At 60.6% G+C, this 21,065-nt stretch carries 16 protein-coding genes; 10 read left to right on the top strand and 6 right to left on the bottom strand.

Annotated features, from left to right (window positions below):
- Nucleotides 1–78: 78 nt before the first annotated feature.
- From denD to DMY87_RS21265, 4 genes are all read left to right on the top strand, one after another.
- A complete protein-coding gene (gene denD / locus DMY87_RS21280; protein ID WP_110793644.1) occupies nt 79–1,062 on the top strand; it encodes a D-erythronate dehydrogenase in 984 nt (327 codons plus the stop codon).
- On the top strand, nt 1,059–1,958 hold the full coding sequence (locus tag DMY87_RS21275) for an NAD(P)-dependent oxidoreductase (RefSeq protein WP_280953050.1): 900 nt from the start codon (nt 1,059–1,061) through the stop codon (nt 1,956–1,958). The genes denD and DMY87_RS21275 overlap by 4 nt, the downstream gene beginning before the upstream one ends.
- Nucleotides 1,955–3,739, top strand: coding sequence for an IlvD/Edd family dehydratase (locus DMY87_RS21270; protein WP_110793643.1), 1,785 nt, complete (start codon nt 1,955–1,957; stop codon nt 3,737–3,739). Before DMY87_RS21275 ends, DMY87_RS21270 begins: the two co-directional genes overlap by 4 nt.
- A gap of 143 nt (nt 3,740–3,882) precedes the next feature.
- Entirely contained in the window at nt 3,883–4,533 is a 651-nt protein-coding gene (locus tag DMY87_RS21265) for a BA14K family protein (protein ID WP_165826395.1), read from the top strand.
- 6 nt (nt 4,534–4,539) lie between these two features.
- Here DMY87_RS21265 and DMY87_RS21260 read toward each other — a convergent pair whose 3' ends face one another.
- Both DMY87_RS21260 and DMY87_RS21255 read right to left on the bottom strand, forming a co-directional pair.
- A complete protein-coding gene (locus DMY87_RS21260) occupies nt 4,540–4,938 on the bottom strand; it encodes a response regulator (protein WP_110793642.1) in 399 nt (132 codons plus the stop codon).
- Nucleotides 4,935–6,062 (bottom strand): PAS domain-containing protein, encoded by a 1,128-nt coding sequence (locus DMY87_RS21255; RefSeq protein ID WP_110793707.1) that lies wholly within the window; start codon nt 6,060–6,062, stop codon nt 4,935–4,937. The genes DMY87_RS21260 and DMY87_RS21255 overlap by 4 nt, the downstream gene beginning before the upstream one ends.
- A 203-nt stretch (nt 6,063–6,265) precedes the next feature.
- On the opposite strand from DMY87_RS21255, the gene DMY87_RS21250 reads away from it, so the two are divergent.
- The 3 genes from DMY87_RS21250 (at nt 6,266) to DMY87_RS21240 (ending at nt 11,223) form a co-directional block, all read left to right on the top strand.
- A complete protein-coding gene (locus DMY87_RS21250; RefSeq protein ID WP_245408999.1) occupies nt 6,266–8,140 on the top strand; it encodes a sensor histidine kinase in 1,875 nt (624 codons plus the stop codon).
- Between the two features lie 171 nt (nt 8,141–8,311).
- On the top strand, nt 8,312–9,745 hold the full coding sequence (locus DMY87_RS21245; protein WP_110793641.1) for a hypothetical protein: 1,434 nt from the start codon (nt 8,312–8,314) through the stop codon (nt 9,743–9,745).
- On the top strand, nt 9,745–11,223 hold the full coding sequence (locus DMY87_RS21240) for an oligosaccharide flippase family protein (RefSeq protein ID WP_110793640.1): 1,479 nt from the start codon (nt 9,745–9,747) through the stop codon (nt 11,221–11,223). Before DMY87_RS21245 ends, DMY87_RS21240 begins: the two co-directional genes overlap by 1 nt.
- A 49-nt stretch (nt 11,224–11,272) precedes the next feature.
- Here the strand turns inward: DMY87_RS21240 and DMY87_RS21235 are convergent, their stop codons facing one another.
- The 4 genes from DMY87_RS21235 to DMY87_RS21220 all read right to left on the bottom strand — a co-directional run bounded on the left by DMY87_RS21235 (nt 11,273) and on the right by DMY87_RS21220 (nt 15,970).
- Nucleotides 11,273–12,973, bottom strand: a complete 1,701-nt coding sequence (locus DMY87_RS21235) for an alpha/beta fold hydrolase (protein WP_280953052.1) — start codon at nt 12,971–12,973, stop codon at nt 11,273–11,275.
- Between the two features lie 92 nt (nt 12,974–13,065).
- Entirely contained in the window at nt 13,066–13,974 is a 909-nt protein-coding gene (locus tag DMY87_RS21230; protein ID WP_110793638.1) for a glycosyltransferase family 2 protein, read from the bottom strand.
- A gap of 37 nt (nt 13,975–14,011) precedes the next feature.
- On the bottom strand, nt 14,012–14,902 hold the full coding sequence (locus DMY87_RS21225) for a glycosyltransferase family 2 protein (RefSeq protein ID WP_110793637.1): 891 nt from the start codon (nt 14,900–14,902) through the stop codon (nt 14,012–14,014).
- Between the two features lie 96 nt (nt 14,903–14,998).
- The gene (locus tag DMY87_RS21220; protein WP_205908202.1) at nt 14,999–15,970 is read right to left on the bottom strand and encodes an NAD-dependent epimerase/dehydratase family protein; all 972 of its coding nucleotides are present in this window, start codon (nt 15,968–15,970) and stop codon (nt 14,999–15,001) included.
- 534 nt (nt 15,971–16,504) lie between these two features.
- On the opposite strand from DMY87_RS21220, the gene DMY87_RS21215 reads away from it, so the two are divergent.
- From DMY87_RS21215 to DMY87_RS21205, 3 genes are all read left to right on the top strand, one after another.
- Nucleotides 16,505–17,635: a glycosyltransferase gene (locus tag DMY87_RS21215; protein ID WP_110793636.1), complete on the top strand. Its 1,131-nt coding sequence runs from the start codon at nt 16,505–16,507 to the stop codon at nt 17,633–17,635.
- Entirely contained in the window at nt 17,632–18,774 is a 1,143-nt protein-coding gene (locus DMY87_RS21210) for a glycosyltransferase family 4 protein (protein WP_110793635.1), read from the top strand. Before DMY87_RS21215 ends, DMY87_RS21210 begins: the two co-directional genes overlap by 4 nt.
- An 85-nt stretch (nt 18,775–18,859) precedes the next feature.
- Nucleotides 18,860–21,031: an exopolysaccharide transport family protein gene (locus DMY87_RS21205; RefSeq protein WP_110793634.1), complete on the top strand. Its 2,172-nt coding sequence runs from the start codon at nt 18,860–18,862 to the stop codon at nt 21,029–21,031.
- Nucleotides 21,032–21,065 lie beyond the last annotated feature (34 nt).

Genomic DNA, 21,065 nt, shown 5'->3' with positions numbered 1-21,065 from the left:
CTTACAAATGTTTTTTCAGGTTGAGTGCTTGTGCCCGCAGAACGCTCGGCGGATGAATGGAATCGGAGGAGAAGAACCATGGATGTTTTGATAATCGGTGCCGCAGGAATGGTTGGCCGGAAGTTGGCGCAGCGCCTGACCAAGGATGGCTCGCTTGATGGCAAACCTGTCGATGCCATGACGCTGGTCGATGTTGTTGCTCCCGACGCGCCTGCGGGCTTCACCGGCCGGGTCGCCCTGGAAACAGCCGACCTCTCGGCCCCCGGCGCTGCCGAAAAACTCGTTGCCGGCCGCCCCGACGTCATCTTCCATCTGGCCGCCATTGTCTCCGGTGAAGCCGAACTCGATTTCGAGAAAGGCTATCAGATCAACCTGGACGGCACGCGTTATCTGTTCGAAGCGATTCGCCATGCGCATCTTGAAGACGGCTATCGTCCGCGCGTTGTCTTCACCTCGTCCATCGCCGTCGTCGGCGCGCCACTGCCTTTCCCCATCCCGGACGAATTTCACACGACGCCGCTCACCAGCTACGGCACGCAGAAGGCGATCTGCGAACTGCTGCTTGCCGACTATTCCCGCAAGGGCTTTTTCGACGGCATCGGCATCCGCCTGCCGACGATCTGCATCCGTCCAGGCAAGCCGAACAAGGCTGCATCCGGTTTCTTCTCCAGCATTCTTCGCGAGCCACTGGTCGGCCAGGAAGCCGTGCTTCCTGTCACCGACGATGTTCGTCATTGGCATGCCTCCCCTCGCTCTGCCGTCGGCTTCCTTCTCCACGGCGCGACCATCGACGTGGAAAAGGTGGGCCCACGCCGCAACCTCTCCATGCCGGGCGTCAGCGCGACGGTCGGCGACCAGATCGAGGCGCTCCGCCGCATTGCCGGCGAAAAGGCCGTCAAGCTCATCCGACGCGAGCCGGACGAGATGATCATGCGCATCTGCGCCGGCTGGGCTCCAGGCTTCGAGGCCAGGCGCGCGCGTGAGCTGGGCTTCGTCGCGGAAAACTCCTTCGATGACATCATCCGCATCCACATCGAGGACGAGCTGGGAGGCAGCCTTTGACAACGACGACCAAAACGCGCGTCGCCTTTCTCGGCACGGGCCTGATGGGCGCCCCGATGGCGCGCCGATTGCTTGGCGCCGGTTTTCCGGTGACCGCCTGGAACCGCGATATCAGCAAGGCTGAAGCACTGGTCGGCAATGGCGCAACCTTGGCCCGCACCGCGGCCGAAGCGGTCAGCGAAGCCGACGTCGTGATCACCATGCTTTCGGACGGCCAAGCCGTCGGCGACGTCCTCTTTTCTGCCGGCGTCGCCGAAGCCCTCAAGCCGGGCGCTGTCGTCGTCGACATGTCATCGATCGCACCACCGATTGCCAAGGATCATTCAGCTAGGCTGAGCGATCGCGGCATCGCCCATGTCGATGCGCCCGTCTCAGGCGGCGTGGTCGGGGCGGAAGCCGGAACACTGGCCATCATGGCCGGCGGCGAAGCCTCAGTAGTCTCGGACCTGACCGACGTGTTTGCCGCCCTCGGCCGCGTCACGCATGTCGGACCGTCAGGCGCCGGTCAGATCTGCAAGCTCGCCAATCAGCAGATCGTGGCGATCACCATTGGCGCGGTTGCCGAAGCCATGATGCTGGTTGAAGCCGGTGGCGCATCGCGGGAGAAGTTTCGCGAAGCCATCCGTGGCGGTTTCGCCGAGAGCCGCATCCTCGACCTGCATGGCGCCCGCATGGTCGAGCGCCGCTTTGAGCCGGGAGGCCCGTCGCGCCTGCAATTGAAGGATCTGAATGCAGTGGCTGCCATGGCCGCTGAGTTTTCGCTTGATCTACCCCTGACCGCAGATATCCGTCGCGCCTTCGAGGCCTTTGTCGCAGACGGCAACGGGGATACCGATCATAGCGCACTGCTCCTGCATCTGGAGAAAATCAACCATCGGGAGGAGGATCGCAAATGAGCGGATCAGAACACCCCAAACGCCGCCTGCGCTCGCAGGACTGGTTCGACAACCCTGATCACCTCGACATGACCGCGCTTTATCTGGAGCGCTTCATGAACTACGGCACCACGCCGGAGGAACTCAGGTCGGGCAAACCGATCATCGGGATCGCCCAGTCGGGCAGCGACATCAATCCATGCAACCGCCACCATCTGGACCTTGCCAAGCGCGTGCGTGATGGCATTCGCGATGCTGGCGGCATCCCGATCGAATTTCCGTCGCACCCCTTGTTTGAAAACTGCAAACGCCCGACCGCAGCCCTCGACCGCAACCTCGCCTATCTCGGCCTGGTTGAACTCCTCTACGGCTACCCCTTCGACGGCGTCGTGCTGACGACTGGCTGCGACAAGACCACGCCGTCGGCACTGATGGCGGCTTCGACGGTGGACATTCCGGCCATCGTACTTTCAGGCGGACCGATGCTGGACGGCTGGCATGATGGCGAACTGGTTGGCTCCGGCACCGTCATCTGGCGTTCGCGCCGCAAATACGCGGCCGGCGAAATCACCAAAGAAGAATTCCTCGAACGCGCACTCGATTCCGCCCCGTCCGTCGGTCACTGCAACACGATGGGCACGGCCTCGACCATGAATGCCATGGCCGAGGCACTCGGCATGTCGCTCACCGGCTGCGCCGCAATCCCCGGTGCTTACCGCGAACGCGGCCAGATGGCCTATCGCACCGGCCGCCGGGCCGTCGAACTGGTACTCCAGGACATCAAGCCGTCAGACATTCTTACACGCGAGGCGTTCCTCAATGCCATCCGCGTCAACTCCGCCATCGGCGGCTCCACCAATGCACAGCCACATCTGATGGCAATGGCCAAGCATGCAGGCGTCGAACTGCATCCGGAAGACTGGCAGGTCCACGGCTTTGACATCCCCCTGCTTGCCAATGTTCAGCCGGCAGGCGCCTATCTCGGCGAGCGCTTCCACCGTGCCGGCGGTGTGCCGGCCATCATGTGGGAACTGCTGCAGGCCGGAAAGCTGAACGGCAGCTGTCCGACCGTCACCGGCCTGAGCATGGCGGAGAATCTGGCCGGCAAGGAAGCCATCGACCGCGAGGTGATCAAGCCTTACGGCGAACCGATGCGCGAGCGCGCCGGCTTCCTGGTTCTGAAGGGAAATCTCTTCGACTTCGCCATCATGAAGACAAGCGTCATTTCGGAGGGATTCCGACTGCGCTATCTCAATCAGCCGGGACGCGAAGGCATCTTCGAGGGCCGCGCCATCGTTTTCGACGGCTCGGAGGACTATCACAAGCGTATCAACGACCCGTCGCTCGCGATCGATGAAGACTGCATCCTGGTTATCAGGGGCGCGGGGCCTCTTGGCTGGCCAGGCTCTGCTGAAGTGGTCAACATGCAGCCGCCAGACCACCTGATCCAGCGCGGCATCCTGAGCCTGCCGACGATAGGCGATGGTCGCCAGTCCGGTACGGCCGACAGCCCGTCCATTCTCAATGCGTCGCCCGAAAGTGCGGCCGGCGGAGGACTGGCCTGGATCCGCAACGGGGACACGATCCGCATCGACCTCAACCAGGGCCGCTGCGACATGCTGGTCTCTGACGAGGAGATCGTGCGGCGCAAGGCGGAGGGCATTCCAGCCGTTCCTGCGGATGCCACGCCCTGGCAGATGCTCTATCGCCAAACCGTGACGCAACTCGCTGACGGCGCGACGATCAAGGGAGCGGAGGGCTTCCGCCAGATCTCCAAGAGGCCGCCCCGCCACAATCACTGAACGGGTCAACAGACAGCCATCAATTCAATTCGGTGGCTGTCATACCACACGGTAACCATTTCCAGCAGCCGGCCTGTTCCAGATGGAACCGACCGGGCAGCAAATCATTCTCCATCCACATAGTCGCATCGATGGAGACTTCAATGAAATCCGTAGCTTCGCTGCTCGCGGGTACCGCACTTGCCGTGACCGTGATGCTGGGTGGTGTCGTGATGGCATCGGCACTACTCGTCCCTCAGGAGGAGGAACCGCACTTCACCGGTCTCGATGTGAAGGACCTCTGGACCCTCACACCGGTCAGGATCGATACGCAGGCCCAGACTTACGAGCGTCTGCCGCCGCGCTACGGAAGCCAGGTCGTCATGGCGAGCGTTGAAGAGAAGCAGGAGGCTGATGTCCAGCTGACAGCGACCTCTGTCGCGGCGGACCTCGACATCATCAAGACGAGCGCTTTGGCGGACAGCGGCGACATGAATCGTCTGCCCGAGCAGCATGTCGATTGGTGCAAGGAGCGCTACAGATCCTATAGCGCGGATGACAACAGCTACATGTCATACGGTGGAGATATGCGCACCTGCATCTCGCCCCATTTGGAGGGCCCCACCACCGGTCAGCTTCAGGGTGAAAATGCAATACTGGTTCAGGACGTAGCCGATGGCACCACTTCTGTGGCGATCAGCTCTGCCCATGCTCAGAATTGCCTGCAGCGCTATCGCTCTTATCGTGCGCAAGACAATTCCTACCAGCCCTATGGTGGCGGACCGCGCAAGCAGTGTGAATTGCGCTCGTTTTGAGCGCACTCAGTCCGCCAGAATCAGACCGGGCGGGGGTGCCACGGGCTCCTGCCCTGAGATGCGTGCCGTCAGATAGGTAAGCGCATTTTGCAAGCCGTTCATCGTATAGGGCTTCTCGATTGCGCCAATCGCGCCCACAAAGTCGTCAGGGATTCGCTTCACATTGCCCGTGACGAAGACAAAGGGAATTCCCGTCACGGCCAGATGGCGTCCGATCTCGATCCCTGACGGTCCGTCACTTAAATGGACGTCCACGAAGGCGAATTGAGGTTCGGCCTGTTCGACGATGTCGAGCGCCGCAGTGCGCGATGCAGCCGTGCCGACCACCTCGTGGCCCGCAGCTTCCACTTCCAGTTCCAATTCGAGCGCGAGCAGCGCTTCGTCTTCGACGATCATAATTCTCAAGCGTCGACACCCTTCATATCTTCCACCAACATGGTCACCAGCACGTCGGTCCGGTGACCTTCGACGCTTCGCTCGACGTCGGCCCTGAGCTGCTTCGCGCAGGTTTCCAGCATCAGCCGTCCGAATGCCTCCTCGTCGGGATTGACGGGAACAGGATCGGTTGTGTCCGTAACCCGAATGACAAAATGCCCATTTGTCCGCTTCACCTGGAGATGAATCTCGCCACCCCCATCGCTCAAGCCTCTGCGAACGGCGTCGAGCACGAGTTCATTGACGATCAGCGCCAAAGGCGAGGCTTTGACGGACGGTACCAGCACCGGGGACAGGTCGGTCGTGACCCGGATATCGTCGCGCTTCAGTGCGCCAACAAGGTCCTCGATCAGATCCTTGGCAAAGTCCGCCACATCGAAGCGACCAAGGTCGCTGTTTTTGAACAGCTTCCGCTGCACCGTGCTCAGCGCCTCGACGCGGTTGAGCACCGAAAACAATGTGCGCTTGACCACGTCGTTCTCGGACATGCGAGCCTGCAGTTTGACGATGGATGCAATGGTGAGAAGGTTGTTCTTAACCCGATGGTCGACCTCATGCACCAACATGGTCTTGGCGTTCAGTGCTTCGCTCAGATCCCGTGTCCGACGCGCCACTTCCTCCTCGGCCGACATGCGCGCCTGCGCGAGTTCGACTTCCTTGCTCTTGATATTGGTAAAGTCGAGCTGTGACGCAAAGAAGTAGATGACCTCGCCGCTGATATCGCGAACGGGGCTGACGAACAGCGCGTTCCAGAATGTCGTGCCATCCTTGCGGTAGTTGAGAATATCGAGCGCCACGTCGCGTTCGGCGGCAACCGCATCACGCAGTCGCTGGACAGCAGCGCGATCAGTCTGCGGCCCCTGCAGCAAACGACAGTTGCGCCCAATCAGCTCGTCCATGCCGTAGCCAGTGAGCGTCTCGAAGGCTCTATTGCAGAAGATGATGGGATTGTCCTGCTGCCGCGGATCCGTGATCAACATCGGCATTCGCGTGGCCTTGAACGCGGCGGCGAAGGGATCCTCGGACGGATGCGACGCGAGAAGCCTGTCACCAGCGTCTTGAGCATCACGCTGAGGGGAATTGTCATCAGTCATATACATATCGTCCTGGGCCAGACTGCCCACACAAATGATCCGTTCATTGAAAAAGTTCCCTTCCCTGACAGAAAAATCACAAAGATGACGACGTGCTCCGATCTGCACCGGTCTGAATTTTAGACAAGCAACCACATGGACTTAGTGCGGCAATTGGCGTATTCCAAATCTCTTTGCGGGCGTTCGTATTTCGAGGTTGAGACTTGACATCCACGGCCGATGAGTTCGCCTCCTATCCCGCTTTCCTGAAACACGGCGGCCATATGGCCGAACTGATCCGTGACCGAGACTGGTCTGACGGATTGGGGCCAATAGACAGCTGGCCGCCATCACTGAGGTCGGCTCTTTCGATCTGTCTGAGCTCGGCATTTCCCACGGCAATCTACTGGGGACCGGAACTGCGCCTGCTCTACAATGACAGCTGGGCGCCCATTCCTGGCGAACGACACCCTGCAGCCCTCGGCCAGCCTGCTCGCAAAGTCTGGGCGGACATCTGGGAGGTCGTCGGCCCACAATTCGAAGAGGTGCTGGCGACCGGCAAGGGCTTGTCGACCTACGACCAGATGCTGCCGATGGTCCGCTCGGGCACGAAGACGGAGACCTATTGGAATTACAGTCTCACGGCTATTCGTGATGAGAACGGCGCCATCGTTGGCATCTTCAACCAGGGCAACGAAACGACAGCCGCAGTGCTTGCCCGCAGGCAGGCCCAGGAGGAAATTTCGCGGCTCGACCGCATGTTCGCCCAGGCTCCCGCCGCCATTGCCATTCTCGAAGGGCCCTCGCACGTCTTCAAGCTGGCGAACTCCGCCTATGAGACTCTTGTGCAGCGCGGAGATCTGGTCGGGAAGACCGTCGCAGACGCGCTGCCAGGCATTGAGCAGCAGGGCTTCACCGATCTCCTTGATACCGTGTACCGGACTGGCACGCCCCATGTCGGGCAAACCGTGCCCGTTCAGTTCGTCCGCCCGGACGGCAGCATCCAGGAATATCAGGTCGACTTCATTTTTCAGCCGTTCATCGATACGGAAGGCCATACGCTCGGCATCTTCGTTCAGGCGACCGACGTTTCCGAGGCTGCCAAGGCCATGGCCGCCCTGCGAGAAAGCGAGAAGCGCTTCGAAGCGATCGTCAATTCGATCGACCAGATGATCTGGTCGACGACGCCCGACGGGCATCACGACTACTTCAATCAACGCTGGTACGAGTACACGGGTCTGAGCGAGGGCGCGACAGATGGCATTGCCTGGGAAAATCCCTTCCACCCGGACGATCGAGCGGAAGCCTGGAAGATCTGGCAGCACAGCCTTGCCACCGGGCAACCCTATCATGTCGAATATCGGCTGCGGCATCACTCCGGCGCGTATCGCTGGGTAATCGGTCGAGCCCAATGCGTGCGGGATGACGACGGCAGGATCACGCGCTGGTATGGCACCTGCACCGATATCCATGATTTGAAGATTGCCGAGGAAGCGCGCCAGCTGCTGCTGCGGGAACTCAACCATCGGGTCAAGAACCTCTTTTCCATCACCTCAGGCATGATCAACATGACCGCGAGGACGGCCGCCACAGTGCCGGCGATGGTCGACACGCTTCAAGGCCGCCTGCGCGCCCTCTCCAAGGCCCACGAACTGGTCCAGCCCGCCATCGCTTCGGGGCCACAGGCACCCGAGACCGGCTCCCTCGGTACCTTGGTCGAGGATATCCTCAGCCCCCATGTCGAGGATCCTGCACGGGTCTCCTTGTCCGGCCCACTGGTAGAGATCGGGCTGAAGGCCTCGACAAGCCTTGCCTTGATACTCCACGAACTGGCCACCAATGCCGCCAAATACGGCGCCTTTGCCGATTCTGAAGGCAAACTCGACGTTCGATGGGACATCGTCGAAGGTGCCCTGGAGCTGCTGTGGAATGAAGCGCTCGTTGGACGACAGATCGCGGCTCCCCAAAGCCTCGGCTTTGGCAGCAAGCTCGCGCGGACAAGCGCCGCTCAGCAACTGGGCGGAGAGATCCATTTCGACTGGGCCGCCCATGGCCTGCGCATTGTCCTGCGCGTCCCCATCGATCGTCTTGAGCGCTAGGCGGTGGCTGCGGAGACAATCGATGCCGTTTCTTGCCGGCGAACCACGATGGCGAGCAATTTGACCGTCGGCTAAAAGTTTAAGCAAAGATTCACGGCACTGTGGTTTGGTCGAACCCTGGCGGCAGGTGCCGAGCGCTTCCGCCTGTGTCGGGCCAGCCGAGAAAGCGACATGGATTTCGTTTCCATCATACTGTTCTGGGTGCTGCTTCTGGCAGCAATACTGAGCCGTGGCCCCTTCATTTTCTATCTCCTCTTCGGTTCCATGGCCTTCGGGTCCTTTGCCGTCATTCCCCCGGAACTCACGCAGGGGCTGAGCTTCACCCCGCCGCCGATCATCGCGCTGGTGATCGTTTTCATGTATGGCGGCGGCACCAATGGTCTGGCGCGCATGCTCAGCATCGCCTTGCGCCCGTCGCAATGCCTGTTCCTGACACTGTTTTGGATCGTCGCGATTTGGACGACACTGTTCATGCCACGAATGTTCGCCGGCATGGTGACCATCATACCGATGCGCCTGGAGGAGGCGACGAACGGAGAGCCGCTCTACCCCACGCCGCAGAACATTTCCCAGATCATGTATCTGTCGATTTCAGTGTTGACCGTCTTTGCCTGTGCCCTGGCGTTTCGAGCCTCGGCGATCCGCCAACACGTTCTCGGCGCACTCTGCATCGGCGCCGTCATGGTGATCGTCACAGGGATGCTCGACCTCGCCGGTCTCGGCCCCTACCTCGACATGTTTCGGACAGCCACCTACGTCTATTTGACAGATGTCGAGATCGCCAACGTCAAGCGTGTGGTGGGCTTGATGCCGGAAGCATCGGCCTTCGGCTCGCTTGCGGTCGGCTTCCTGACGGCGATCTACTTCCTGCGCAGGGCCATTGCCCGCCCCTGGCTACGGCTCATCGGCGCCCCATGCCTGATCGTTTTACTGACCATCTTCGCCCTGCTCTCGACCTCGTCGACCGCCTATGGTGGACTGGCCGTTTTCGGTGCCGTCGCAGGGGCGGAATGGCTCTGGCGCTTGCTGACGGCGGCCAAAGGCAGCAGAGCACGCGAAGGACTGGTTCTGGAATTCTGGGCTCTCATACTCGCGGTGGGCGCAGTCTATCTCCTCGCGCTTTTCAACGCAGCCGTCTTCGATCCCTTCCTCGAACTGGTCAACACCATCGTTTTTCAGAAGGCCTCGTCCGATTCCTTCGAGGAACGCAGCATGTGGACCGTGGTGTCGCTGAAGGCGCTCTTCGACACATGGGGACTGGGCGTCGGCATGGGCGGCACGCGCGCATCGAACGGCCTTGTCGCCGTCTTCAGCAATACCGGACTGATCGGCGGGTTCCTCTATTACGGCTTCATGATCCAGACCTTCCTGCGTCGGGCAGCGCCCGGCGACGATGAAGGTGCCGTGATCCTGACCGCCGTACGGTTCTATATGCCGCCAGTCTTGATCATGGGCATTCTCGCCGGCACCTCGGCCGATTTCGGCATCATGAACGCCTGCATCTATGCCCTTGCGGCTGCGACCGCGATGACGGTGCCTGTGAAGTCAGGTGCGGCGACCAATCCCTCCCGCCGCCGGTCGGCCGGCACGCAAAGGCTGGTTTGATGACGGAACCGTCTGCCGCGCCGCTGACCGACAGGACGATCCATGCCGGGCTCTGGACCGTAGGCGCCCGGCTGGCCTCGCGCGTCATCGACTTCCTGACCTTGCTGGTTCTGGCGCGTTTCCTCGGGCCTGCCGACTTCGGCCTGGTCGCGACGGCCATGACGCTGATCTTCATCGTCGAAGCCGTGCTTGAACTGCCTTTGGCCTCCGCGCTTCTGCGCCTGCCAGAGATCACGGCCCGTGCTTACAGCACGGCATTTACGCTGGGTCTGCTGCGCGGCCTGCTGGTCGCGGGCCTGATGGCGGCGCTGGCATGGCCAATTGCGCGGATTTACGGCGACGAGCGACTTGTCTTGCTGGTCTGCACGCTGGCACTCGCCCCGGCCACGCGCGGCTTGATCAGCCCCCGGATGATCCTGTTCGAAAAGGCGATGGATTTTCGCCGCAGAGGCGTTTTGGAGCTGCTCGGCAAGACACTGGCGGCAACGGTCGCGATCAGCATTGCCGTCACCACGGGCAGCTATTGGGCCATCACGGCCGGGACGGTCATGACGCCGACTGTGATGATGCTCTGCTCTTACGTGATGGCACCGATGCGGCCGCGCCTGACATTGGCGGACTGGCCGCTCTTTGCCGATCTGGTTGGCTGGAACTTCATCTCCCAGACGATCAGCGCCATCAACTGGCAGATCGACCGTATTCTCCTTCCGCGCTTCATCGACGTCGCATCTTTCGGGCGCTTCGCCGCCGCCAACGATCTGTCCGCCTTACCCTACCAGGCTGTGGTTGCTCCGGCCTCAGGTCCGCTGATGGCAGCCTTCGCATCCGCGCGCGACAATGGACGCATCCGCGAAGCCTATCTCAGCAGCAGCGGCGGCCTGATCCTCATGCTGCTGCCGATCTTCGTCTTCATGGCGATGCTGTCCGGCCCCGTCATCCGTGTCCTTCTCGGGCCGCAATGGGACGGCGCATCGCCGATCCTGGCGGGCCTGGCATTGGCCGGCCTGCTCGCAGTCCCGGCGATCCCCATGCCGCCATTGGTCATGGTTCTCGGCCACTCCCGCAGCCTGGCCACGCGTTCCCTGATGGAACTCATCGTTCGCGTGCCGCTGTCGCTCGTCGGCGTCACCTTCTTCGGCATTCCAGGAGCGATCATTGCACGCGCCGGCGGTTCGCTCGCGGTCAGCGTCTCCTCGATGGCACTGGTGAGATCTGCGGCCGGAATTGGAATCGTAGATCAGCTTCGCGTCGCCAAACGGCCGATCCTGTCGATCATTCCGAGCGTTCTGGTTCTGCTTGCATGCAAGCATTATCTTGATTTCGAACAGGACCTCTACGTCGCATTCTTTGCGTCCGGCATCCTGTTTTGCCTGACCTACGCCGTATCCGGTTATGCATTATGGGTGATTGCGAAGCGTCCTGGCGGCGTGGAGGCGAGCGCTTTCCGCATCCTGTCGAAGATCCTGCAGAGGCAGTGAATTCGCACCGCCCGAGCGGCTCCATTCGGTCATTGGCTGCAACCTCCAATCAATTCGATGGAGAAAGCTTGCCTCTCAAGAACTGAGCGATGACGTTGGTCACATCCGAACGCACGGACACGGGGCTGAGATTGTGGTCGGCCCCTCCGATCACGTGAACTGCCACATTCGGATAGGCGGCGAGCTTTGCAAGATCCCGACCGGCCCATTCCTGCAGATCACGAAGTCCCGGATCCCCTTCGCTGTAAATCAGGGCAACCGGCACATGCCTCGCCGTCAGCGACTGCAACCGGGCCCGCACGATACGGCTGATGCGGGTGTGACGCGAGCGGTTGCCGAACAATGGCGCCAGCTTCTTTGCTGCGATCTCGACAAGTGTGCGCGAGAGCTTTCTCAACACCGTCGACACCTTGAGTTCACCGTTGATGATGCGCTTGAACTGGCGCGCACTGCGCAAGTTCTGGCGATATGTATCGACCGGTTCGACCGGATCGCGGATAGCTTTGAGAATGTCCTCATCCGGTTCCCAATGCAGTTTGCGCACGTTGATCATCACGGAGGCCACGACCCGACGATCCGAAACCGCAGAAAGAAATGCCGGGTATCCTCCACTGCAACGGCCGAGGAGAACGACTTGTTCGATCCCGGCCTCGGCCTCCATCCAGCCGATCGCGCAGGCGACATCGTCATTCGCGCGCAGCGAATACATCACCGGTTGTTGCTGACCAGGCCAGAGCGGCGTTTCCCCAATGCCGGCCTGATCGATCCGCATTGATGAGAAACCTTGGCGGGCAAGATCGCGGGCAAGGTCGACCGAATAGCGCCCCCATCCGACGGAATGATCGGCCCCTGCATTGAGAATGAGAACCGCTGTCTTGGTCTTCTGGCCAGAAGTCGGCCTGGTAAAAGCGCCGAAGAACATGTCGGAAGGCCCGAAGCGAAAGAAGTTTTCGTCATAGCCGTCACCGTCGAGGTGCGCCACTGCCTGCCCGACGGTGACGGGAGCCTGTCGGCCGGTCAGCACAGGGAAGCGCTGCGTCACCCAGTTCGCGACCTTATCAAGGGTGTCGGTCGGGATCGATCCGAAGATCGGACTGGAGACGTAGTCGGCATGGTCGGCAAACACGGTGGTTTCAACCACGAGACCATTGGCAGAAAGTTCCTCCAACAACCGGGCATCAGCGGCATTGTCCGGGCGTGTTGCAAGCAGAACCCGCTGAACCACCGCCGGTAGACTTCCCAAGGGCTGCAACTGTCGGATCTCGTTCACCGTCGCGGCCGACAATACGAAACCGGCCGACATGAAGCCTCCGGGCGGACCATCCGTCGAACTGACCTTGAACTCGCCCTTGGTCATGGCCGTCCACGCAGCGATCTCACGCAAGTGTCCACGCCCCTGCGTGGCCGGCGCGAGGAAAACGAGCCCAGCGACAGGCCTTTGTTGTGCAAGGTGAGCGGCCAATAACCCACCCAAGCCTTGTCCAACGACTATGACCCTTTGCGCCTGGCTGAGGGTACAAAGGTGATCATACGCCTTGCAGACCGCCGTCCGCCAAGAGTTCTCGTCCGAGATTTCGGCGCTGGCAAGGGTCGAATGACCGGTACCAGGGAGATCAAAGCGCAGGCAGGGATAGCCGAGTGCAGCGAACCGCTCCCCGAGCAGACGGTAGGTCATGCGCGAACACAACTCCTCGAACCCCCAGGGTGACAGGAGAAGAACAGCAGTGTCACCGTGAGCTGCGTGATACATGCCGGCCAGCCCGTCGAAACAGATGGGCTGTGCAGACTCGCCAGAGCTTGCGAAAACCTCCGGCCCATGCATTTCGCCCGATGCCACGCGCCTCATTGTGCCCGCCCCTGCCCGATGGATGTGCTTTCCAGCCGTGCATGTTTCATCGCGCCGCGCCGGCCGCCCAGATAACCCTCGATGCGCCCGGCGGAGACATGGGCGTAATAGGCTGCCCTTGCGCCGTTTAGCTTGAGCAACGACAGCACGATGCCACCAATTGAGCGCACCACATATCGTACGAAGTAGCCGAACGAGTAGCCATGGCGGCCGAGCACATAGCCCATACCGCGGGCATAGCCGCGTGCCTTCTTGCGCATGCGTGCATCTGGATGAACAACATTGAGTTCCGGATGATGTCCGAAGAGAGCGGGATCATACCAACCGCGAAAACCGTGTTCGAGCATACGCAGGACGATGTCCTGTCCCTCGTTTGCCTGCCATGGCGTCGATGCCCCGACGCCGACATCCTCATCGAAACCCGAGACAGCCTTGAAGGCGGTGCGAGTGAAAAACAGCATCCATTCGATCTGTGTGGAGAAGACATTCGCCTTGGACACCGCCTGTGCCTGTGGCTCGTATCGCCCGTTGATGTCTCGACCGTTCTGGTCCGCCGCCCGCCCACAGACGATGTCGACACCCTTGCTGGCGAAGAGTGCCAAGGCATCGTCCAGGAGATGCGGCGGATAGAGGCAATCATCATCGGGAAAGCAGACAAGATCGCCCTCGGCCAACTCGAAGCCGATATTGCGGCCGCGGCTTGCACCGCGAACCCCCGGAACATGGCGATACTTCAGCGGGAAGGATGGCCCAAGCGTCGGAATGGCTTTGGCCAGCGCATCGTCATCATTCTGGTCCACGATGACAACCTCGAAGTCACGGCAGGTCTGCGCTTCGATGGTACGAACGAATTCGAGCACATCGGCATTGCGCCCGAGCGTCGATATGATCAGCGAGAATTGCATCTGTGTTTCTTCCTTCGGCCCTTTCGAGCACCTGCGTTCACAGGTCCAGTATCTTCTTGGGATCAAGCTTGCCGGTGATCAGGTCTTTAAGCGCCATCAGATTTCCCGAAAGGCGCCCTCGGCGATCCACCCAGGGCTCGGGATTGAGGCTCTTGAACAGATTGGCGCAAAGGTTGCGGATATTCCCGTCCCAGACCTGAAAGACGTTCATGTTACCCTTGCGCTGGATGTAGATGCGGTTGGCGATCTGCGAGTAGCCCAGACGGCGTCCCGGACTACGACCAGCCTTCTTGGTGCCGAGATGGACCCCACGCAGTTGCGTGGCATGAACGACGTTTCCGTGAGCAGCCATCTGTCGGGAAAAGTCCACATCCTCCAGCCAGGCATAAAGCGGCAGATTCTCATCGAAGCGAATGCCGTGACTGCGCACCGGCGCCAGGCGGATCGCCATGTTGCAGCCGTAGCCATTGAAGATCGGCGTCACAGAGTACGGTCCGCGAAACGTATCCTGCGTCAGGATCGCCCGGCCTTGTTCCATTTCGAGCCCCGGTCCCAGCGCGCCGTCGGCAATCACATGACCTGTGGCAACCATCACCCGTGGGTCAGCGGCAAACAGTGCCTCGACTTCGGCGAGATAGGAGGGTGACGGTAAAAAATCATCGTCGAAGAAGACCATCACGTCGGCATTCGATGCCTCGATCATGGCATTGCGCTGGTGGGAAGAACCGACGGCGCCTTCCACGATCTGCACAACGTCGTTATGGCCCCGCACGCCCTCGACATCGACATCCTCGAACCGCGCCGGGCAGATCAGGAACTCGTCCGGTTGGCGGATCTGGTTGCTCATCAAAGCAACAGTCTCAGTGAGGATGTCACGCCGCCCCGCTGTCGCGATGGCGACCGCCAGAGTGATGTTATCCTTGCCCATGCGCTCTATCCCCGAAGCGGCCTCTTCCGCCCTGTTGTTTTTGCTCAGCAATGCCGAAACGCAGGCACCAATCCGCCTTCGGATAGCAGGCACCGGTCAGGCAAACCGACCGCCGCTCGCCGCATGCCATCGCTCGATGGCCGACGGAAGCCGACCGGGGCGGGCAAGACCGACCGATGACAGCCAGTCTGGCACGACATCCGTCGATTTCACCAGCTTGGTCACGCGATCGGGGTGGATCCCAAGCCCCAGGGCCGAGAACGGCTTCAACAGGGCAGCAGCGCCTGTCACCACGATCCGTGGCACCATGAAGGTTCTGACACCCGGCATATGGCTTTTGCGGAAGGTCTCGACGATCTGTTCAAGCGTATAGCGGTCGGGATAGCAGCCGTTGAAAAGGACGAACCGTTCCTGCCTGTCGACGGCAAATTGCAGCGCCTCAAGCAGGTCGTCGACATAGAAGCAGGCTTTGATCGTATCCTTGCGACCGGGATAGATGAAGAAACCCTTCTTCAAGAGCGTTGCCATGCGGGTGAAGTTCCCGCCTTCGCCGGGGCCGAAGATCACCGCGGGCCGGCATATGACCAGCCTCCGGCTGGTGTCCTCTTCCAGCCAGGCCATTTGGATGCGCTCGGCCATGAACTTGGACCAGCCGTAGGGAGACACAGGTGCCGGCAGCGTCGTTTCGCTTTTCGTTTCCTCGCCCGGCCCGTAGACGGAGATGGAACTGGTGAACACGATCATCTTGACACCAAGCCGCCTCGCCAGCGCCGTGATTGCGTTCGCGCCGAGAATATTGGTCTCGTAATATTCGTGATCGGGATGGCCAGGGGTCGTGTGAATGGCCGCAAGATTGTAAATGCGGTCGATCGGCATGCCCGGGTCGAACCCGGACAGATCCCGGACATCGGCCTGCAGATAGGCAACGCCGTCCAACCGGACACGCGGCGGCTTGATGTCCACCGACACGACGCGATGTCCTTCGCCCAAAAGCCGCGCAACCAGACGCGTTCCGATAAAGCCGGAACCGCCGAATACCAGGACGTTTTTCAAACCCTCGCCTTGCATGCGCTATGCCTTCCTGCATCAGATATCGGATGCGCTTGTTAGCGGCACCCCGAAATTTCAGTCTTCCTGATCGCCAGGCACCGGCAGTGAACGATCGCCACGCCATATCGGCCTGGCAACCGGATACCGGCACTCAGCGGCGCCGCGATGCGACGGGCCCCGCTGCGATACAATGCGCATTTGGTGTAATTTCTGTATGAATCCGGGACGAGCGCGACCGGAAATGACAGGAATGGTTAATTCTTGGTCTCGGGCCAGATAGCGGCAAAACAAAGAGAGGCCCGTTAAAATGGCAGATCTTCGCATCCTGGAGGCGAGGAGCGACACATCAGAGGGATCGCGAGATGTGAGGAGGCATTAACCAACTTTATCTTTTCTCATCGCATCAATCCCGATTTCGTACAGAAATTATACAAGACCGCCCTCTCCCATGCGAATGCAGGTCTTGTTCTTCATGCTTTTCGGATATTCGCTGCCGCCTACGACTGATCGCTGTGATGGTCTGGATAAACAACCGCCTTGGTGGAGTCTCTCTTGAAAGTCGCACTGGTACATTATTGGCTTGTCACGATGCGGGGAGGAGAAAAGGTCCTCGAAGCCTTCTGCGATCTATTTCCTGACGCAGACATCTTCACGCTGGTTGCCGACCCGGATCGCCTGTCGCCAAAAATCCGTCGCCACAAGATCACCACCTCGTTCCTGCAGAAGATCGGTGGACGCAAGCATTACCAGAAGATGCTGCCGCTGATGCCGCACGCTCTGGAGTCCCTCGACCTTACCGATTATGACCTCGTGATTTCGAGCGAAGCCGGCCCAGCCAAGGGCGTTATCACGCGCCCAGATGCTCTGCATATCTGCTACTGTCATTCCCCGATGCGTTACATCTGGGATCTATACCCGCAATACATGGCCGAATCCGGCCTGCTCGCGCGCGCCATGCTGTTCATGGCAGCGCCAGGTCTGCGGCAATGGGATGTCACCACCTCGCACCGTGTCGACCATTTCATCGCCAACTCGGACTACGTGGCCAAGCGCATCCGGAAATTCTATCGCCGCGAAGCGGAGGTCATCCACCCGCCGGTCGAAGTCGGCCGCTTCAAGATCTCTGACGGGCCGAAGGACTTTTACCTCTGCGCCGGCCAGATCACGCCCTACAAGAAAATCGAACTCGCAGTCGCCGCCTGCACGCAGCTGAACCTGCCCTTGGTGGTGATCGGCGATGGCGCCTCCGCCAAACTCAAGCAATCGGCTGGACCGACTGTCAGCTTCCTCGGCTCGGTATCGGACGCGGAAATGGAGCGGTGCTTCTCCGAGTGCCGCGCACTGATCTACCCCGGCGTCGAGGACTTCGGCATCGTTCCTCTGGAGGTGATGGCAAGCGGTCGGCCGGTCATCGCATTCGCCCGAGGCGGAGCACTGGAAACGGTCATGGATGGCAAGACCGGGTTCTTTTTCCATGAGCAGACAGTCGATTCACTCAGCGCGGCGCTGACGCGCTTCGAAGCCGACAACAGCATGTTCGATCCTGCGGCCATACGGGCGCATGCAATGAGCTTTGAACCCGACCGTTTCCGCGCAGAACTGAAAAAATCCATAGCGGATTGCGTTGACCGTCAGAGCCGAAAGACCCCATTGGAGCGGCAGGTTTGGGACAAGAGCGCATGAAACCGATCGTCTTCAATGGCAAGTTTCTGACGGTTGCACCCACCGGCGTCCATCGTGTCGCGGAAGAATTGATCCATGCCTTTGAACGGCTGGTGATCAGCCGCAGGAGTGCCATCGAACTGTCCGACGTGGCGGTGGTTGCTCCGACCTCTGCACAACGCAAACCGTCCTTCTCAATGATACGCGTGATCAAACGGGGCTTTGCGAGCGGACTGCCCCGGGAATATCCGTGGGAACAGATCAACCTCCCGTGGATCGCGCGCAACGCTCTTCTGGTCAACCTCTGCAATATGGGACCCGTCTTCCATTTCGATTCCCTGACCATGATCCATGACGCTCAGGTCTACCTGACACCGGCATCCTATTCGCTGGGTTTCAAGCTCTGGTACCGGTTGATCCAGCCGCTGCTCGGGCGCACCAGCCGGGGCATCCTGACAGTCTCCGAATACTCAAAGGAGCAGTTGGTCCGATACGGCGTGGCGCCCGCCGAGAAGATCACCGTCATTCATAACGGCTGCGATCATGTGCTCGCAAATGCTCCGGCCCATGGCTTCGTCGCAGCGAGCGGCCTAGACGAAGAGCGCTACGTGCTCGCGCTTTCGAGTACGCAGTCACACAAGAATATCCGCGTGCTGTTCCAGGCCTTCGCCGACCAGCGCCTCGCACATCTGACGCTTGTGCTGTTCGGCTCGGCCAGCAAGTCGACTTTTGAGAGCCTCGGCTTCGAAGTGCCTCCCAATGTGCGCTTCGTCGGGCGGATCGACGATGCCGAACTCGCGGCGCTGATGATCCATGCGCTGGCCTTTGCCTGTCCTTCGACCACTGAAGGCTTCGGCCTTCCGCCTCTCGAAGCCATGATCCTCGGCTGTCCCGCGATCATCGCACCGTGTGGTGCTCTTCCGGAAGTTTGCGGTGACGCGGCCTTGCAGGCCGACCCGCACACGCCTCATGAATGGGTTGAGAAGATCATGAGCCTTGCCGCCGATCCCAAATTGCGCGCGCACATGCGCGAAAGCGGACGACACCAGGCAGCTCTTTTCACCTGGGATACGGCCGCGCGTAAACTGGCACACCTCTTGGGCTTGAACGTAGTCGACCGACCCGGCGACGCCGGTCCGACTGACATGCAATCACGGTAAATAATATCTTAAGACATCGCCAATAGGCTTCGCTCGGATCAGCGGTGATTCCGGACAATCAGCCAACCATTGAGCGGTATGTAGCATGGTCGAGAATTCGATCCCCCCTGTGGAGCGCGAAGAGACGCAGGATACTGGCGCAATCCCCCAGATCGACTTGGCGCATTTCTTTTCCGTGCTGCGCGGCCGCCTTGTTGGAATCATTGCAATTACCATGCTCTTTGCGGCCATGGCCGTGATTTTCTCGCTGCTGCTGAAGAATTACTACGTCTCCACGGTCAGCATCCTCGTCGACCCTGAAGGGTCGAGGATCGTCGAAGGCGAGATCTACAGCGACAGTAAGGCCACCGAAGCCCGCGCGCTGAACCAGCAATTCATCCTGACGTCCGTGAGGGTCCTCGGTGCTGTGGTGGAATCCGAATCCCTTGTCGACGACCCGGAATTCGGAGCAGCCAAACCCTACGAGACCGATCGCCGAAAGCGCGCCCAACGAGCACTTGAGGCTTTGCAGAAAGCGATCGTCGCCGATCTCAACAAGGCGAGCTTCGTCATTGATCTCTCCGTGACCACCAGCGACCCCATAAAGTCCGCGCGCCTGGCCAATGCCGTCGCCGACACTTACATCCAGACCCGCATCCAGATGAACAACGGGGTCGTGCGCCAAGCAACCACAGACCTTTCAGCGCAGCTTGCAAGCCTCGAGAAGGCGGTAGAGGATGGCGACCGTGCCGTGCAGGCCTACAAGGCCGAGCACAACATCATTGACGTCGGTGGGCGCCCGACGGCCGAACAGCAGATTGCCGAGACCAACACGGAAATCACCCGGATCTCCGGCACGATCGCCGAGAATGAAGCGCTGATGTCGGAACTGAAGCTGGCGCGGTCAAACCCGGAATATCTGCGGTACACGCCGGATTCGTCACTGACGCCGGCCATCATCGAATTGCGCACCCGCTACCATGCAGCACTGGAACAGCAGTCGGTGCTGCAGTCCTCCTTCGGGGATCGCCATCCCTCCCTTCAAAGCGCCCGTGCCCGCACGCAAGCCGTCTCTGCACTTCTCAACACCCAGTTGAGGGACTTCGAGACTTCTCTGGCCCGCAATGCCGAGAAGCTGAAGAGCCAACGACAGCTCATGCTGAAGAATCTCGCCAGCCTCAAGGCCAGCCTGAACGAGTCCGATGAATCCATGGTCCAGCTGCGCGAACTGGAACGCAAGCTGGCCAGCGATCGGCTCGTCTACGAATCCTTCCTGCTGCGGACGCGTCAGCTGTCGGGGCAGGAACGCACCGTCAGCGAAAATCCGCAGATCATTTCCGCAGGGCAGATACCCCTCACCAAGGCCGGCCCCCGTCGCTCCCTGATCGTTGCCGGCGCCACGATCCTCGGTTTCCTGGTTGGTTGCGGCATTGCCCTGGCGCGCGACGCCAGACCGACCACCGCTGGCACGCCGACACAAGCCGACCTTGCGCCAGCCACGGCCACAACTGCACTGGTTGAGCCCAAGCGCCGCCGGCCCATGCGCGACTGGTTCCGGCGCAAGGCCGCCCAGGTTCCTGATCCATCGCCCGACAACGACACCAAAGAGCCGGAAGATGTCCCCGTTGTTGTGAAGAACCGCAAACCCCGCGTAACCGGCCCAGTCGACGATGCAAGCGATCTATACGCCACGGCGATGCGTCAGTTGATGCGGCAGGCTACGGGACAGCCGAACCATTGCATCGTGCTGCTGACCTCGCCCCAGCATCGCAATGGTCATCGCACTGCAATGAACCTGGCCAAGAGCCTTGCCGGGACAGGCAAGGACCTGCTCCTGGTGGATGCCGAGAACGAGGCCAATCTTACGCGGTTCGTTGCGGCAACCGGGAAGCCGGGATTGCTCGATGCCATCTCGCTTCAGCGGATCGAAGGCGACTTTGTCAATCCGGACCGCACGCCCGGCCTGTGGTTGATGCCGGCCGGCAGACGTTCTCCGCGCATTTCGACCAAGGGTATCCACACTGCGCTGTCATTGAAGGACTGGCTGCAGGCAGAAGGGCTTCAGTTCGATGTGGTCCTGGTCTATTCGGGGCGCTGGAACCGGCAAAAACTGATGCCAGCGGTGGAGGACGCCGCTGACAGCTTCGCCGTCATCGGCAATTGGTTCAACCGCAACGACGTTGAAGACACCGTCTCCGCCCTGGAACAGGTCGGACTTTCGCCGATCACTCCCCTTTTCCTCGACGAGGAGATGGAGACTATTCCCCGCGCCGGTTGACCGGCGAAGCCCTTACGCCGGTTAGGCTTCGCCC

Source organism: Peteryoungia wuzhouensis (assembly GCF_003205195.1).
In the GTDB taxonomy this organism is placed as follows: Bacteria; Pseudomonadota; Alphaproteobacteria; order Rhizobiales; family Rhizobiaceae; genus Allorhizobium; species Allorhizobium wuzhouense.
Note: the sequence above shows the minus strand (reverse complement) of the source record. Positions and strands in the feature narration are given on the sequence as shown.